Here is a 16,102-nt window from a genome sequence, read left to right on the forward strand (position 1 = left end):
CGGCTCCTCTTGCATAAATTACCGGGAAAAAATCGTTCTGTACGGCAGAACGGAAGAATCAACCGGCATAAGCAAATAACTGTATAAAAAATAACAAACCACAATGGCGATATAGATCAACGCATTCGATTTCTCATCAAATATCCTGACAAAATAAGGGACTAGGATCATTTGATACAGTCCGAAGTAAATATTAAACCTGGCAAAGATCACGTCCTTTGTGGCCAAGAGCCCGAATAAAAACCCGAGAAGGCACAAATTGACGACAATATCGATTTGCGGCCACAGCTTTCGGAGGCGCTCCCTGTAACAAAAGGCCAAAAACAGCGGCAGGACCAAAACAGCGATTTTGACCACATTCATTCCGTTTGTATTTGTCATCAGCCACTTTTCATAATGGCTGTATGAGCTGTTTTCAAGGACAACGACAAATACCGAAATAAATTTCTGATATAAAAAGGTCATGCCGAGAAATAAAGCTGAGAGACCGAATATTGCCGGTGACCAGGCTTTTCTTCTGACAATAAAATAGACCGGAATCATCACCACCGCCGAGGAGTGAAAGAGCGAACTGACCAGCACAATCAGAAAATAACGCTTCCAGTTTCCATTGATGATATAGCGAATCGCCCAAAACAAAGCGGCTGCCACCATGTATTGTCTGATTCCGTTAAAGGATGCGTAATAATGAAAGGTTCCTAAAAATAAAAAGACACTCAGCTCGAACGGTCTTCCGTAGTCTGCCAGCGTCTTGATAATAAAGATATAGGTCACGGCCGCAACGGTCACATACATGATTTGCGGGTCCTTCGTGATAAAATTCATCAGCCATAGCAGTGCGGTAAAGCCCGGATCTGTTGCCGTTTTCGCCGTGCCGAAACCGAATATCTGCCAAATATTTTGATAGTCTCCTGCCATTTGATACAGCAGCGTATACGTCTGAAAATCTGTACCGACCCTGTAACGCAGCCCCGAAACAAGCACAAGTGAGGCGAGCGGAATCCAAATGAGAAGCTTGTTCGGACGATAGCCGGTCGCAAGTGACTCATCCCGGCCGCCGCACATTTTAGCAAACCAAGACCAAATATATACAATTCCCATATTGACGACATACACAATCATTTTTATTGTCCTTTTTCAGTGCTAATCTGATATAAATTCATCAATGCACCCACATTTCGCCGCGCATCATAGCCAAGTTTCGCAAGGGTATCTTTCACGAGCTCCTGCTTCGGCCTGCCTGCGGCGGCCGCTCTTACAATCGTTTCAGCCCAAATGTCCATCGGCTTAGAGAGACTCACCCTTTTCACAAGTCCGAGGCCCGTGTCGACTTTTTCTGTGATCGTGTCGGAAATAATGCACGGAAGGCCCGAAGCCTGCGCTTCCACAAGCACAACAGGCAAGCCTTCGTACAGCGACGGCATGACAAATACATCAAAGGTGCGCATGAGCTCATGAATGTGTTCTTCAGTTCCTAAAAAGAGGACATCTGAAAGCAGATTCAGCCGCTGCGCTTCCTCCTCCATCTGCTCCCGCAGCGGTCCGTCTCCTGCGAGAACCATCTGAAAGCGAACTCCCCGTTTTTTCAGGTGAACGGCAAGCTTCAGCAAAAACGCGTGATTTTTCACTTCATGAAATCGGGCCACATGACCAATGATCAGACGGTCAGACGCTATGCCGCGTGATTTTTTTTCGTCATCGGCCGCCTGCCCGGCGGGAGAGAACAGATCAAGGTCGATTCCGTTCGGCAGCAGATGAACACGCTTCCGCTCCATATTTGATCGCCCGAACAAAAACCGGCCCGCATCTTCTCCGCAAGCGCACAATTCAGTCGCATATGCCAAAATGAGGCGTCTGAACACCATCAGCTGCAGGCGGTCCTTCCAATTGAAGCCGGTCTTCCACGAGGTGTTATGGGAATGGCATACTCTGACCTGCACCCCGGCTAGCCTTGCCGCAAGCGCGATAAAGCCGGTTTGAAAATCTGTGTGCGCATGAACCGCGCTGAACGGCCCGTTTTCTTTTATTGTGTTTCTTATATTCTTCACAAATGTGAGGGGATTGCTTTGTCCGATACTTGGGACATAAAAAAGCCGCCCGCCTAGCGATAAAATTTCTTCATCATAAGCGCACGGATCATTTCGATAGGTTAAAAAATCAAATTGCACCTTGCTTCTATCCATTTTCCGATATAAATTCATGACCATGGTTTCCGCGCCGCCCCTGTTCATGCCGCTGAGAACATGGAGCACGCGCTGCTGGCTGTTATTCATGTTTCACAAGCCCTTCCTTCTGATTCATCACTCTTTTTTTATGGTAACGATTCATCACAGCAGGAGGCATAATCGCGCGAATGAGCGGTTTTGCGATATAGATGTAAGCGGAAAAAGGAAGCTTCAGGCGTCTGCATGCCTGGTACACAAGAATAGCGTTGTCGATTGAATAGGTAAAAGACCGCCTCTTGAATGCGTCGCTGTCTTCCCTTACTTTATACAGCGCTTCTTGGAGGTTATAGCCTCGGAAGCCCTCCCCAAAAAAGCGGAGCCAAAAATCGATATCCTCCATTCGTCTTGTCCGCCGCACCGAACGATAGCCTTTCAGCGTACGGTAAGCGCTGGCTCTCATCATGATTGTCCCATGGCAAAACGGCGTCCCTTTCGCCATGATGGCAGGCTCCGGAACAGAAGGCAGCATCCGTGTGCCCCTTACCCCAAATTCATCAAACACTAGCATGCCGGTGCCGACCACCTGGTAGTGACGATGCTTTTCTAAAAAAGCAACCTGCTTCTCCAGACGGCGCGGAAAGGACAGATCATCTCCGTCCTGACGGGCGATATACTCGCCTGTCGCATAAGAAAGACAGTGATTTAACGAAGCGGCCAGCCGCTTGTTTGTTTGATTGTGAATCAGCTTGATGCGGTCGCTGTAATGAGCGGCGTACTGCTTCGCGATACGGAGCGTGCCGTCTGTTGACGCATCATCGCACATAATCAGCTCCCAATTTTTATAGGATTGGCTGAGAATAGATTCAATGCTTTCCGCCAAAGTGCGTTCACAATTATAAATGCCCATAATGACAGAAACTTTCGGTCCTGAATTCATACGCTTTTCTCCTTTTTATCCATATCCATGTACAAGGAATAAATATCTGCCATTTCCTCTACCGTTCGCGCTTCCGAAAAGCGCAAGGCTGTGTGGCGGCCTTCCTGTCCGAGTGTTCTCCGCAGTTCCGGCTCAAGGTAGAGCTGTTCAATGCGATCGGCAAAAGCGGCGCTGTCGCCAATTTTGATGAGAAACCCGTTTTTTCCGTCCCGGATGATTTCCCGGTGTCCACGGTTCTCAGTGGCAATCGCCGGCTTCTCTGCCGCCATGCCCTCAAGCACATTCATGCCGAGGCCTTCTCTGATGCTGGAGGCGACAGATACATCCGCAAGCTGGATCAGCTCGTGAATATCGCGGCAAAAGCCGTAAAAGCAAACATTGCGGGAAGCTCCAAGCTTTTCAGCTAAGGCCCGATACGTTTGTTCCATCGCTCCTTCTCCGGCAAAAACAAGACGGAGCTCAGGAATCTTATCTTTCAGCAGTGCGGCAGCTTCAATTAACAGCTTCTGATTTTTGTTGAGGTTCAGTTCAGCCGGATAGATCAATATAAAGTCATCTTTTTGGAAGCCGTGCTTTTCTCTCAACCTATGCTGCTCTTCAAGGCTGACTGGCCGGAACCTGTCTGTATTAACGCCGATGCCGTGAATTTTTTCTGTCATTCCGCCCGGTCTTTGAAGCCCTTTCGCTCGTGTGTAATCTTCTTCATTTATGGTGATCAGGCAGTCTGTATAGGCAGAAAGCCATTTTTCAACCGGATAATAAAGGACCCAGTTTTTCATCGGCGCTCCGCTGCAAAAATGAAATCCGTGAGCGGTGTAGATCACCTTTGTTCCGTTTCGTCTCGCATGCCGTGACGCAAGCCGGGCAAGAACGCCGCCGACCGGCGTATGGCAATGGACGATGTCGTACTCGTTGGTTTCGATCACTTTCTTCAGCTGTCTGTAAACGGCAATGTTCTGAGGATGAAAGGGTGACCTTCGAATCGGAATGGAGAATTTCTCATCGACATACGGCAGCCGCGTCTGCCCGCTCGCAGCGACATGAACCTCCCAGCCTAATTGTTTAAACCATTTAAAGTAAGGAAGATGAAAAGCTTTAAAGTGATAATCGACAGTGGCACAAAATAGGATTTTTTTCGTCATCTCCACTCCCCCTAACGAACGCCGGCAGCCGTCATTTCGTTTGATGTGTCTATTGCCGCAAACAGCCGCTCTCTGAGCTCGGCTTCCGGCAGCTGATTGAAATCTTCTATAAAGCGCATCAGCAATGGCCAGTCGCCGTCCACCGCTTTGCCGATATGGATTTTCGGAAAAACTTGTTCGGCGTGAACTTCATTTTTGTTCAGCAGCTCCTCATACATTTTTTCACCCGGGCGAATGCCTGTGAACTCAATCGGAATCTGCTCCGTCGTGTAGCCAGATAAATGAATGAGGTTTTTGGCGAGATCGACAATCTTCACGGGCTCGCCCATATCAAGAACAAAAATTTGGCGTCCTTTCGCCAGCGCTCCAGCTTGGATGACAAGCCGTGACGCTTCGGGAATGGTCATGAAATAGCGGGTCATCGCCGGATGTGTCACCGTAACGGGACCGCCTTTTTCAATCTGTTTCTTAAAAACCGGAATGACGCTGCCTCGGCTGCCGAGCACATTGCCAAAGCGGACAGCGACGAATTTTGTTCTGCTGAATTTCCCCAGATTCATAATAATCATTTCAGCAAAGCGTTTTGTTGCCCCCATTACATTGGCCGGGTTCACCGCTTTATCAGATGAAATGAGCACAAATGTCTCTGTCCCGCACATATCTGCCGCTTCCGCCACATTTTTTGTTCCGATAATGTTGTTTTTGACTGCCTCTTCGGGGTTGTGCTCCATTAAAGGCACATGCTTATGGGCAGCCGCATGATAGACGACGTGCGGTTCGTATTTTTTCATTAAGGTAAACATTTTGTCGCGGTCCTGCACATCCGCAATTTCTGTGTGGAACACGATGTGTTTGCCGAATCGTCCATTCAGTTCAGAATAAATAGAATGAATGCTGTTTTCCCCATGGCCGAGAAGAACGATTTCCTTAGGCTGGAACGCGCTGATTTGCCGGCAGATTTCCGAGCCGATTGAACCGCCCGCTCCTGTGACGAGAACTGTTTTTTCTTTGATGCGGTTTGAAATTTCGCTTGTGTCGAGGGTTATCGGCTTCCTGCCGAGTAAATCCTCAGCCTTTACATCTCTGATTTGCCCGGCAGTGCGCGTTCCAAGCAGCATTTCATCAAAATGAGGCATGATTTTGATGTTCACTCCGGTCCGCACGCATTCTTTGTATAGCACCTGCAGTTCATGGGTACGGAGAGAAGGAATCGCAATGATAATATAGTTAATTTTGAGCTTTTGCACCGCAGGCATGATACTTTCTTTTCCGCCGATGACGGGCAGTCCCATAATTTCTAATTTATGTTTCGTTTGATCGTCATCAATAAAAGCGACAGGTGTAATGTCAGGATCGTCTTTCTGCAGCAGCTGCCTGACCATCAGGGTTCCGCCTGATCCCGCTCCGATAATCAATGCGCGGGCCGACGTGCTGCGTTTTTTTCTGATGCTTTCTTTTATTATTCTCGATAAAACGCGGGTCCCCCCGATGAACAGAAGCTGAAGCACCCAGCACGCCGTTAACAGCCGGAAAAACATTGTATGATACACAGCGTACTGAATGATGCCGGTCACAGCGGCTGAAATCGTAATGACCTTAAGCAGAGCGATCAGTTCGCCAAGCCCGGTGTATGTCCAGACTTGTTTATACTGACGGAACAGGATAGCACATACATGATAGCTGAGGAGCAAGCTGACAGCGGTAAGCAATAATGCTCCGGAGTCATAAAATTGATAAGAATCTTTTAAAAATTGATATCCTGCAATAACTGAATTCAAAACGAGATAAGTATCCAGCGCGATAATCATTGACAGTCTTCTCCGGTAACTCAACCTTTTCCCCCCTAATACTTTTATCGGTTTAGCTGCGGCGGTTTCGTCATCTAAAAAACGACAGCAGCTAAACCGATAACATTTCCTATGTATATCAAATAAGTGGGCATTTAACCCGTCCTCACGCCCCGCCAGCGACGACCAGCATCTAAGGCAGCCTGTTCAAGCTGCCCACAGCGGAGCCGAGTGCCTCCATTGATACAGGTAAGGAGACATCACCTAAAAGCACAAATTAATAGGAATAGTGTTCTGATTTTTTCATTTTCTTTTTATTTAAGAGAGCGCCCAACAGCTTTGCATTGGATTGCTCCAGTGCGTCCTTCGCTTTCAGGACGGTATCGGTTTTTGTTTTTCCGCTTAAGACAACGAGCACGCTTCCATCTGTCTGGTTCGCTAAAATTTGAGCGTCCGCGACAGCTAAAAGCGGAGGAGAATCAAAGATCACCAGACTGAATTGGTCATAGATATCTGATATCAAATCTCCCATTGCCTTCGAGGATAACAGTTCTGCCGGATTCGGCGGCGTCGGTCCGCTTGTCAGCACATATAAGTTATCGATCGGGGTCTTTTGCACCGTTTCTTTTAAGGAAGCATTGCCGACCAGCACATTTGTCAGCCCGGTCAGATTTTCAACCTGAAACGTCTGGTTAATTGTCGGTTTTCTTAAATCGGCGTCCACCAGCAGCACTTTCTTTTCCTGCTGCTGCGCAAAGACTGCCGCAAGATTCGCTGCACTGAACGATTTTCCTTCACCAGGCACAGAGGAGGTGACGAGAATGGACCGCAAGTTGGTCTGTACGGATGAAAACTCAATGTTTGTCCGAATGGTGCGATATTGTTCCGCAACAATTGATTTATGATGTAAAACGGATATTTGAGCCAAACCTCGCCTTGCTTTCTTTTTTCTAAAGACCACTCACTTCACTCCTCGAAATGTTTTATCCAACCCTGCGATTCCGTTTCTTTTTGACATCAGGGACGGAGCCTAAGCAGGGCAATCCGGTTTTCTCGCTGAGCTGCCGTGCGCTTTTGCACGTATCATCGAGAAAATGCAGAAAAAAAGCCAGTGTAATGCCGCCCATCACGGCCGCCCCAAAAGCCATGACCATATTTCTCATTCGGGACGGCTTGATCATCGAGCTTTCAGAAGCCTTCGCCTCTGATAGAATATGTACGCCTTGGACATTCATTCTTTCATCTACTTCTTTTTCAAACTTGCTGACTAACGTGTTCGCAATCTTAGCCGCTTGCTCCGGATTGTGATCCTGAACAGCAACGGTGATAATTTCTGATTCATTTTCACTGCTGGTCATCACTTTTCCTTTCAGCGAGGAAGCCGATTCAGAAAGATGCAATTCCGCCTTGACCTCTTCCATCAAGGCCGTGCTTTTTATAATGGATTGGAACGTGCTGCTGTACTGAAGATTTCGCTGGATGTCACTGAGATTCGAGTTTTCTTCACCGTCTGATTCATGAATCAGCACTTGAGTCGACGCCTGATAAGTCGGTGAAATAACCTTAAATTGCACAAAACCAGTAATAAAGGTGACGCCTATTGTGATGAGCAGAATCAGCACGAATCTATGTCTGACAATCGCGTATAATTCTTTAAAACTCATATTCTCATTCATATATTCATAGCCTTCAGCCTTCTCACGGCTGGCTTCCCAAGCCCCTTTCTGTTAATGATTGGATTATAAAAGAAAACTTTATTATTTAAAAATTGCAAAATAAGCCAATAAGTTCTCTTTAGAGAACAATATCATGATTTTCCTCTTATTTACTGCGCTTCCCTTATTATTTTAAATTTTATAAAGAACAAATAATTCCTTATAATGAACGAAATAACGACAGGAATAGAGGAGAATTTCATATTATGATTGGAAGAATTATCCGTTTGTACCGCAAAAGAAAAGGCTATTCTATAAATCAGCTGGCTATCGAGTCAGGCGTTTCAAAATCCTATTTAAGCAAGATTGAAAGAGGCGTTCATAAGAATCCATCCGTTCAATTTTTAAAAAAAGTATCAGCAACCCTGGATGTCGAATTAACAGAATTATTCGACGCTGAAACGATGATGTATCAAAAAATCAGCGGCGGAGAGGATGAATGGCGTGTGCATCTTGTGCAAGCTGTTCAAGCTGGAATGGAAAAGGAAGAATTGTTCACTTTTACGAACAAGCTGAAGAAAGAGGAGCCTGAAACCGCCTCCTACCGAAACCGAAAGCTGACAGAATCGAATATAGAAGAGTGGAAAGCGCTGATGGCAGAAGCGAGAGAAATCGGCCTGACAGTTCAAGAAGTCAAAACCTTTTTAAAAACGATGGGAAAATGACTATCAGATAAGGGGATGAGGTTCGCATCATCAGGACAAATCTGTTTATAATGGGGGAAAAAGGGAGAGAACGCTATGTCTGAATCAATGGTCAAAACGCAATACGGCACAGTGAAAGGCATTTCAAAAAACGGTGTCCAAATATGGAAAGGCATCCCCTACGCAAAGCCGCCCGTCGGACAATTGCGCTTTAAAGCACCTGAGCCGCCGGCAGCCTGGGAAGGCGTACTGGACGCAACTGCGTACGGCCCGGTTTGCCCGCAGCCGCCTGATTTACTGTCATATTCATACCCTGAACTGCCCCGCCAGTCTGAGGATTGCCTGTATGTAAATGTATTTGCACCTGACACTCCGGGCAAAAATCGTCCTGTCATGGTGTGGATTCACGGCGGCGCATTTTATCTCGGCGCAGGCAGTGAGCCTTTATACGACGGCTCAAACCTGGCGGCTCAGGGGGATGTCATTGTCGTCACACTGAACTATCGGCTGGGGCCATTCGGCTTTTTACATTTGTCTTCCATTGATGAAGCGTATTCCGACAACCTTGGACTGCTTGACCAAACCGCGGCTCTGAAATGGGTCAGGGACAATATCTCTGCGTTTGGCGGCGATCCGGGAAATGTAACGGTGTTTGGAGAATCAGCAGGCGGTATGAGCATTGCCGCACTGCTTGCCATGCCTGCTGCAAAAGGCCTGTTCCAGAAAGCAATCCTGGAAAGCGGATCTTCCCGAACCATGACGGAAGAAAAAGCGGCCAGCACCGGGCATGCTTTTTTACGAATCCTTGGAATTGACCGCCACCAATTGGACAGGCTGCATACTGTGTCTGCGGAAGATTTGCTTAAAGCCGCCGATCAGCTGCGAAAAACCGAAAATGAAAATATCTTTCAGCTGTTCTTCCAGCCTGCACTTGATCCGAAAACACTGCCTGCTGAGCCTGAGAAAGCCATTGCTCAAGGGGCTGCTGACGGCATTCCGCTGTTAGTCGGAACAAATCGTGATGAAGGGTATTTATTTTTCACACCGGATTCAGAAGTTCACTCTCAGGAAACGATAGATGAAGCGCTTGAGTATCTATTGGGTCAGCCGCTGTCAAAGAAAGTGGCCGATCTGTATCCGCGCTCTCTCGAAAGCCAAATTCATATCATGACTGATTTGCTGTTTTGGCGCCCGGCCGTCGCCTGCGCCTCCGCCCAGTCCCGTTACGCACCTGTCTGGATGTACCGATTCGACTGGCATCCGGACAAGCCGCCATACAATAAAGCGTTTCACGCACTGGAACTGCCGTTTGTGTTCGGCAATCTAAACGGACTGAAACGAATGGTACAAGCAGACATTACGGATGAGGTCAAACAGCTCTCACACACGATACAATCAGCATGGCTTGCCTTCGCAAAAACAGGAAATCCAAGCTGCGAAGATGTACAATGGCCGGCTTATACTGAAGACAAACGAGAAACCTTGATTTTGAATTGCGAACTTTCTATTGAGCATGATCCTGATGGTGAGAAGCGGAAAAAACTATTAAACTCATAAGGAGAATCACATGGGGAAATCGGGCTGCATGGGTGCCGTCATCGTTGTGGCAGCATGTATCTTCATTTTATCAGCAGTCGTTTTTTTGCGAGACACAGCTTATTACCAGCCCATTCGCTGGATTGGAATCATACTGTTTTTCGCAGGAATTGTGATGGTGCCCACATACTCAGCAAAAAGAACCCGGTAAAGAGAAGTCATTCTCTTTACCGGGTTTTTGTTTTTTTACAATTTTCCTGCGCGAATATCGTCTGTCATTCCTTCATAAGGCGCTTTAGAAATGACTTCCTCATTATCGGCTCCCTCATTTTTCAGAAATGTAATTTCCGCAAATTCAGGCACTACGTATTTTGGATAGGTTTCATATTTTTCGCGTGATTCTTTCATCAGGTCAGTGTGGTCATTTTGGTAGCAGACCGTAATTTCAGGATGTTCATGCACCCATTTCGGGAAGAAAATAATGCCGTGCATGCGTTTTTCATTCGGCATAAAGTTTAACGAAACATCTGTGCCTGTCGGCTCTGTCCAAGACACTTTATATACGCCCTCTGTCAGTTTGACAATGTTCACTTCCTGATCCCGAACCCAGCGTCCGGCAACCATTCCGCTATGAATTCTATAATCAATTGTATGGTCATTTTTAATATAAATCTCGTATTCCCAACCGTTTTCATAAGTATAAATCATGTGGCTTCCGATAAAGTTTTCCATATTTCACACTCTCCTTAGTCTTTTACTCTACTTCATAAATGTCTAATCGAACGTAATCAGGGGTTCTTTCTGCGGAACCGATAAACAAGCGGTCATGCAGCCATTGATAGGTTCCACTGCCTGTCTCAAAAGTCGGCACCGTGCGGAAATAAACATGCTCGGTGTCAATCATTTCACCGGCAGCTGCTTGGGTTCGGAACGGCTCGCTGACTTGCCGTATTCCATTGTTTTCAATGTAAATCAGTTCATGATCTGCTGTTTCTATGACATATCTGGCAGATAAATCTGTTCTGCCGTCAGCGCGAATGATTTGCGAATCAGCTCCGCCCGGCAAAATACGTCCTTCACTTCCCCGGTTATTGTTCCCGATCGAATCGGAATCCAACGTCTCAGCCCTAAGCCTGTCTCACCAATGGTGATCGGAGGATCAACCTTCATGTCTAGAGAGACGAATTTCTTTAAAACTGGATTCTTCATAAGCACCACCTGACCTCCAGAAGAGATCATGTAACTATTTACATGTTTACTTTAACAACATTGCATGAGGCTGTCAAACGATAAGAACACAAAAAAACAAGAGCCGATTACATACAGCCCTTGTTGAATGGTTCGTTTTGATAAGCAAGATACGTGCTGACCGTGCTTTTTGCGAGACAATCAGAGGAATCTATAATCGGGATATCACCGTGAAAATGATCTAACACCGTGTTCAAATCTGTGCAAGCCGAAATGATGAGATCCGCTCTTTTACTGATTTCCAAATATAGCTCCCGCCATATGTCCTGAGTCTTGTGAACATGATTCGGCTGTTTGATCGCGGCGATGAGCTGATTGACTTCCCGCTGCCAATGTTTCTCATGAATAAACTCATGTCCGCCCGCCTTCAACCCTTTTTGATAAATACAGGATTGTATGGTTGAGTCTGTTCCTAAAACAGCCACTTTTTGTGCTGAATCCGGAAGCTCCTTCATCGTTTCCTCAATGATATGTAACAAAGGAATCGACAATGCCTGCTGGATGTCTTCAAAATAGGCATGCGCGGTATTACAAGGAAGAGAAATAAAGTCCGCACCGGTCTTCTCCAGCTTGACGGCTCCATCAATAATCGCTTTTTTCATTTCATCATGATCGATTGGACGATCGACATAAAAGGGTGTCGGACAGGAATAAATCATCATCTGCGGGTAATCGATATCATGTGAAGCGCTATAGAGCTTCTGACAGTAATCAATGACCTTATCTAAAAACGGAGAGGTCGATTTTGGCCCCATTCCAGCTAATATGCCAATCATCAAATTCATTCCTTTCTATCCGTCCGGACCGCTTCTTCCTCTGTTCCGTCCTGATAAATGATAAAGCTCTTCGCAGCACCATCCCCTAACATAAATTCAACTTCAACAGGCAATGATTGCAGAAAGAAACGCGTTTCCGAGGAAGGAAATAATTCAAACCTCATCTGTCCGGTAATTTGCAGATAAAGCCGCTCGTTCTCGGCTGTCACCGTCGCAGCTGTCCCATCATGAATGGAGTAGCTGCCAACATAGCGGCTGTAAATCGCTGTATCAATGTCTTTTTTCTTTTTATCAGCAGAACGTTCCGGGATTTCATAAGGCTGGTCAAATAAAATATTCTCCGCCGCCTTCAGTATCGCTTGCTCATAATCAGCATCCTGTTCCATATTGCTCAAATAGATCAGCGTTTTACGATGGTCTATATATCGGATCATCATCGTCGAATAGCCGGGCCAGCCTCCGCTATGGCTGACAATTCGTCCTTTTTCAGGGCTGTTTTGCAGCACCCAGCCAAATCCGTAGTCAACCGTTTCCCCATTGTTCAGTTGTACAGGCGAAAACGCGGCTTCCTTAGAAGCCTTGCTGATCAATTTGTCCTGATATAAAGCCTGATCAAACCGAAATAAATCGCTTGTGACAGAATTCACTGTACCGTCTCCCTGTATTCCATCCAGATACACAACATAGCTGGTTTCCTCCAGATCATCAGGAAGAACGTACTGTCCGGAATGCACATCATACACATAACCATACGCATAGCCATCAATCTGCTCAGGACGCAGCCTTCTGTTATATACTCTCGTGTTCGCCATGCCGACCGGGGTGAAAATATGTTGTTTCAAAAAATCCGCATAGCCCATGCCGGATGCCTTCTCAATCAAAACTGCCAGCAGCACATACCCCGTATTGCTGTACAGCCAGCCTTCATTCGGAGCAAAATAGCAAGGCGGCTGCTCATTCATTAGCATATCCACAACATCCTGATTCACTGCAATCTCGCTTTTATTCCAATTGGCGACAAACCACTCCGTATAATCGGGAAGCCCGGATGTATGGTTCAATAAGTGCCGAATCGTAACACCCTCATAAGGAAATCCGGGAATCCAGCGCTCCACCGTATCCTCATAACCAAGAATCCCTTTCTCCTTCAATAGAACAACTGCCATCGCTGTAAAAGGCTTTGATAGTGATGCCAGCTCAAACAAAGAGTTTTCTTGCAAAAGCCGTTTTTCCGGCAAATCCGCATAACCGAAAGCGTGATGATATAAAATGTCGCCATCCTCTGCGGCTAAAACCGCCCCGTTGAAATGTTTTCTTTCACCTAATGTTTCAAATAAAGTCTTAAGTTCCTTCTTTTTATTCTGATTCATTGCTCCACCTCCCCTTTTTCGTACGATACTGAGCTGTTAATGTTTCAATTATTTTGAAAATATAAAAAAAGCTGATCAATCCTCTAACAGGAAAAATCAACTTTAGATTTACATTGAATCAAAATCTCCTTTTTACGCAGTCGGAGAAGGAACTCTGGCGGCTGCAAAACGGGTTCTCGGAGTCGCTTGAATGAATCCGGCGGCAGTACTTCTCATTGCAACTGTCACCGTATCTCCGGCGTTTAACTGAAGAATTTCCGTAATGGCTACGACTGCCGGAAGATTTCCTGCTTGAAATTGGCTATTTCCGCCTACCACATCTTGATTCACGAGAAATACGACTTCTAAGTTGAAGTCAACAATCGCATTCGGTTGAAACTCAACTGATGCATTTAAAGAATATACGCCTGCTGTTCTCGGTGAAAATGTAGATGTGTTGGGGTTATATTCATTCGCCAAATCAAATTGTACATTTTGAAATCGGACTCCGCTAGCTGCATTTGCAGCCACTGACAGGTTCGCATTGCTGGTGGCTCTGAAAGCAGAAATAGGCTGGTTCGTATCTGATGTAATTGGTGCGAAGAGCTGGTTTTGTTGAGTGGATGTGGTATTTCCATTTCTGCCTTGCATGACACTTGGTGATAAAAGAGGTTCCGGTCGATCGTTTCTCTTAATCCATTTCGTTGGCCGTGGCGGCATTGACTTATTCCTCCTTATACGTTTTCTTTCGCTTCTATCATTTGTTTGCTTTCGCAATACATTATTATATTGATCGTTACAGGCTTTGAAACGGTATCTGCCCGACTAAACTCAAAAACAAAAATGAAAGCTGCTAGTTCCAAAACGGATTACTGCTTCTATTACAAGACCTATAAAAAAGATATAAGATCAATCCACATTTTAAATTGCGATTACGAGAATTACCAATGGCAATATCGTTTGGTATCCCCTGGTTATCTGCGGGTACAGCCATCATCATCACCGCGATGAGAGCCACAAAAAAGCCGGGAGACCATCCTCCCGGCTTTTCCAGCTTATTTACCTGTTTCCGCAAAGCGCTTGAGCCGCTCGCCGATTTCGTCACGAACTCGCTGAAAGAACACCCATTTTTCCGCTTCCGATCCTTCCGCTTTTGCAGGGTCATCAAAGCCCCAGTGCTCGCGCTTGACGTGAGGCGGCGTCATCGGGCATTTATCAGCCGCGTCTCCGCAAAGCGTCACGACAAGATCAGCACTGTTTAATATAGCCGGATCGATGATATCTGATGTTTGGCCGGAGATGTCGATCCCCGCTTCCTTCATCGCTTTTACAGCATTCGGATTGAGCCCGTGCGCTTCGATTCCCGCGCTGTATACATTCCATTCATCTTCTAGATATTGTTTCGCCCAGCCTTCAGCCATTTGGCTGCGGCAGGAGTTGCCCGTGCATAAAAAGTAGATGGTTTTTTTAGACATGTTTGTTCATCTCCCAGATGTTTTAGTGAATGATCAATAACCAGATATACAGGCCGAAAAGCGTCATCAGCAGGGTCGGAACAGTCAGAATCACCCCTGTTTTCACGTATGTCCCCCAAGAGATTTTCACTCCTTTTTGCGCGAGAACATGAAGCCATAACAGCGTCGCCAGCGACCCAATCGGCGTGATTTTCGGCCCCAGATCAGAACCGATGACATTTGCATAAATTAAGGCTTCTTTCATCATTCCATGTGTATCCGTACCGGCTATCGCAATAGCGTCAATCATGACGGTCGGCATGTTATTCATTACCGATGATAAAACAGCCGCGATAAAGCCCATTCCCATGGTTCCCGCCAACAGCCCCTGGTCTGCCGCTGCCTGTATAAGGCTGGACAAAAGGTCTGTTAAGCCCGCGTTTCTTAACCCGTACACGACGACATACATCCCAATGGAAAAAAACACAATCGCCCACGGTGCTCCTTTGACCACCTGCTTCGTATGAACGGCCGGGCTGTTCTTCGCCATAAGAAGAAAGAAAACAGCCACCGCACCGGCGATAAAGGATACGGGGATGGACCATATTTCGCTTACAAAATAACCGATTAATAACATGGCCAGCACAAGCCATGACATACGAAACATGTTTATATCTTTAATGGCATCAGCCGGTTTCTTCACCTGACTGAGATCATAATGTTTCGGAATCCCTTTTCTGAAAAATAAGTATAAGACGAGTATACTTGCCGCAAGCGAAAAGAGATTCGGGACAATCATCCGTGCCGCATATTCAATGAACCCAACGTGAAAGAAATCGGCCGACACGATATTCACCAAATTGCTGACCACAAGCGGAAGCGATGTTGTATCAGCGATAAACCCGCTCGCGATAATAAACGGGAACACCAGCTTTTCTTCAAAACGCAAAGCCCGCACCATCGCAAGCACAATCGGCGTTAAAATAAGCGCCGCACCGTCATTGGCAAAAAATGCCGCCACGACGGCGCCTAAAACGGAAATATAAATAAACATACGAAGGCCGCTGCCTTTGGCCGCCTTCGCCATATGCAAAGCAGCCCATTCGAAAAAGCCAATGTGGTCTAAAATGAGCGAGATGAGAATGATCGCCACAAACGCCAGAGTCGCATTCCATACAATGCCGGTAACGTCCGCCACATCCTTTACGCTCACAACCCCCGCAAGCAAAGCCAAAACCGCTCCCCCGCAGGCTGACCAGCCAATAGACAGATTTTTCGGCTGCCAAATAACAAAAATAAGTGTAAGAATAAAGATACTTGCTGCTAAAACTGCTGAACTCAAACGAGAA

Annotated in this window: 15 protein-coding genes and 2 pseudogenes; 3 read left to right on the plus strand and 14 right to left on the minus strand. The window is 46.3% G+C overall.

The features are described from left to right. Positions 1-18 precede the first annotated feature (18 nt). From epsG to UJ203_RS10995, 7 genes are all read right to left on the minus strand, one after another. Positions 19-1,122, minus strand: coding sequence for a biofilm exopolysaccharide biosynthesis protein EpsG (gene epsG / locus UJ203_RS10965; protein WP_322010722.1), 1,104 nt, complete (start codon positions 1,120-1,122; stop codon positions 19-21). Between the two features lie 2 nt (positions 1,123-1,124). Further along, complete coding sequence (locus UJ203_RS10970) at positions 1,125-2,273, minus strand: glycosyltransferase family 1 protein (protein WP_322010724.1); 1,149 nt, start codon at positions 2,271-2,273, stop codon at positions 1,125-1,127. Next, entirely contained in the window at positions 2,266-3,102 is an 837-nt protein-coding gene (epsE, locus tag UJ203_RS10975) for a glycosyltransferase EpsE (protein WP_322010726.1), read from the minus strand. Before epsE ends, UJ203_RS10970 begins: the two co-directional genes overlap by 8 nt. Then, positions 3,099-4,244 carry a glycosyltransferase family 4 protein gene (locus UJ203_RS10980; RefSeq protein WP_322010728.1) on the minus strand — a complete coding sequence of 382 codons (1,146 nt, stop codon included), beginning with the start codon at positions 4,242-4,244 and terminating at the stop codon, positions 3,099-3,101. Before UJ203_RS10980 ends, epsE begins: the two co-directional genes overlap by 4 nt. An 11-nt stretch (positions 4,245-4,255) precedes the next feature. After that, positions 4,256-6,076: a polysaccharide biosynthesis protein gene (locus tag UJ203_RS10985; RefSeq protein ID WP_181185715.1), complete on the minus strand. Its 1,821-nt coding sequence runs from the start codon at positions 6,074-6,076 to the stop codon at positions 4,256-4,258. A gap of 232 nt (positions 6,077-6,308) precedes the next feature. Continuing rightward, positions 6,309-6,992: a protein tyrosine kinase EpsB gene (epsB, locus tag UJ203_RS10990; RefSeq protein ID WP_322010731.1), complete on the minus strand. Its 684-nt coding sequence runs from the start codon at positions 6,990-6,992 to the stop codon at positions 6,309-6,311. A 22-nt stretch (positions 6,993-7,014) separates the two neighbouring features. Continuing rightward, the gene (locus UJ203_RS10995) at positions 7,015-7,707 is read right to left on the minus strand and encodes a YveK family protein (RefSeq protein ID WP_415859189.1); all 693 of its coding nucleotides are present in this window, start codon (positions 7,705-7,707) and stop codon (positions 7,015-7,017) included. A gap of 245 nt (positions 7,708-7,952) precedes the next feature. On the opposite strand from UJ203_RS10995, the gene slrR reads away from it, so the two are divergent. The 3 genes and pseudogenes from slrR to UJ203_RS11010 form a co-directional block, all read left to right on the plus strand. Beyond that, complete coding sequence (gene slrR / locus UJ203_RS11000) at positions 7,953-8,411, plus strand: HTH-type transcriptional regulator SlrR (RefSeq protein ID WP_268511142.1); 459 nt, start codon at positions 7,953-7,955, stop codon at positions 8,409-8,411. A gap of 75 nt (positions 8,412-8,486) precedes the next feature. Continuing rightward, entirely contained in the window at positions 8,487-9,947 is a 1,461-nt protein-coding gene (locus UJ203_RS11005; protein WP_322010737.1) for a carboxylesterase/lipase family protein, read from the plus strand. Positions 9,948-9,957: 10 nt separating this feature from the next. Next, positions 9,958-10,144, plus strand: a pseudogene (locus UJ203_RS11010) (hypothetical protein); the annotation flags it as partial. A gap of 28 nt (positions 10,145-10,172) precedes the next feature. Here UJ203_RS11010 and padC read toward each other — a convergent pair. From padC to UJ203_RS11045, 7 genes and pseudogenes are all read right to left on the minus strand, one after another. Further along, positions 10,173-10,658, minus strand: a complete 486-nt coding sequence (gene padC / locus UJ203_RS11015; RefSeq protein WP_322010741.1) for a phenolic acid decarboxylase — start codon at positions 10,656-10,658, stop codon at positions 10,173-10,175. Positions 10,659-10,680: 22 nt separating this feature from the next. Beyond that, positions 10,681-11,135: pseudogene (locus UJ203_RS11020) on the minus strand (DUF3237 domain-containing protein). Between the two features lie 107 nt (positions 11,136-11,242). Beyond that, the gene (locus tag UJ203_RS11025; protein ID WP_322010743.1) at positions 11,243-11,950 is read right to left on the minus strand and encodes an aspartate/glutamate racemase family protein; all 708 of its coding nucleotides are present in this window, start codon (positions 11,948-11,950) and stop codon (positions 11,243-11,245) included. Positions 11,951-11,955: 5 nt separating this feature from the next. Next, positions 11,956-13,320 (minus strand): serine hydrolase, encoded by a 1,365-nt coding sequence (locus UJ203_RS11030; protein ID WP_322010745.1) that lies wholly within the window; start codon positions 13,318-13,320, stop codon positions 11,956-11,958. Positions 13,321-13,452: 132 nt separating this feature from the next. Next, the gene (locus UJ203_RS11035; RefSeq protein WP_305934981.1) at positions 13,453-14,019 is read right to left on the minus strand and encodes a C1q-like domain-containing protein; all 567 of its coding nucleotides are present in this window, start codon (positions 14,017-14,019) and stop codon (positions 13,453-13,455) included. A 335-nt stretch (positions 14,020-14,354) separates the two neighbouring features. Continuing rightward, positions 14,355-14,774, minus strand: coding sequence for an arsenate reductase (thioredoxin) (gene arsC / locus UJ203_RS11040; RefSeq protein WP_105990933.1), 420 nt, complete (start codon positions 14,772-14,774; stop codon positions 14,355-14,357). Positions 14,775-14,796: 22 nt separating this feature from the next. Further along, on the minus strand, positions 14,797-16,095 hold the full coding sequence (locus UJ203_RS11045) for an arsenic transporter (protein ID WP_248338590.1): 1,299 nt from the start codon (positions 16,093-16,095) through the stop codon (positions 14,797-14,799). Positions 16,096-16,102: the final 7 nt, after the last annotated feature.

This window comes from Bacillus sp. V26 (assembly GCF_034296245.1).
Classification (GTDB): Bacteria; Bacillota; Bacilli; order Bacillales; family Bacillaceae; genus Bacillus; species Bacillus halotolerans.

Coding starts and splice junctions, on each gene's coding strand:
- UJ203_RS10995 (WP_415859189.1), bottom strand. CDS start 7,707: ATGAATGAGAATATGAGTTTTAAAGAATTATACGCGATTGTCAGACAT.
- arsC (WP_105990933.1), bottom strand. CDS start 14,774: ATGTCTAAAAAAACCATCTACTTTTTATGCACGGGCAACTCCTGCCGC.
- UJ203_RS10970 (WP_322010724.1), bottom strand. CDS start 2,273: ATGAATAACAGCCAGCAGCGCGTGCTCCATGTTCTCAGCGGCATGAAC.
- UJ203_RS11030 (WP_322010745.1), bottom strand. CDS start 13,320: ATGAATCAGAATAAAAAGAAGGAACTTAAGACTTTATTTGAAACATTA.
- epsG (WP_322010722.1), bottom strand. CDS start 1,122: ATGATTGTGTATGTCGTCAATATGGGAATTGTATATATTTGGTCTTGG.
- UJ203_RS11035 (WP_305934981.1), bottom strand. CDS start 14,019: ATGCCGCCACGGCCAACGAAATGGATTAAGAGAAACGATCGACCGGAA.
- padC (WP_322010741.1), bottom strand. CDS start 10,658: ATGGAAAACTTTATCGGAAGCCACATGATTTATACTTATGAAAACGGT.
- slrR (WP_268511142.1), top strand. CDS start 7,953: ATGATTGGAAGAATTATCCGTTTGTACCGCAAAAGAAAAGGCTATTCT.
- UJ203_RS10980 (WP_322010728.1), bottom strand. CDS start 4,244: ATGACGAAAAAAATCCTATTTTGTGCCACTGTCGATTATCACTTTAAA.
- UJ203_RS11005 (WP_322010737.1), top strand. CDS start 8,487: ATGTCTGAATCAATGGTCAAAACGCAATACGGCACAGTGAAAGGCATT.
- UJ203_RS11025 (WP_322010743.1), bottom strand. CDS start 11,950: ATGATTGGCATATTAGCTGGAATGGGGCCAAAATCGACCTCTCCGTTT.
- epsE (WP_322010726.1), bottom strand. CDS start 3,102: ATGAATTCAGGACCGAAAGTTTCTGTCATTATGGGCATTTATAATTGT.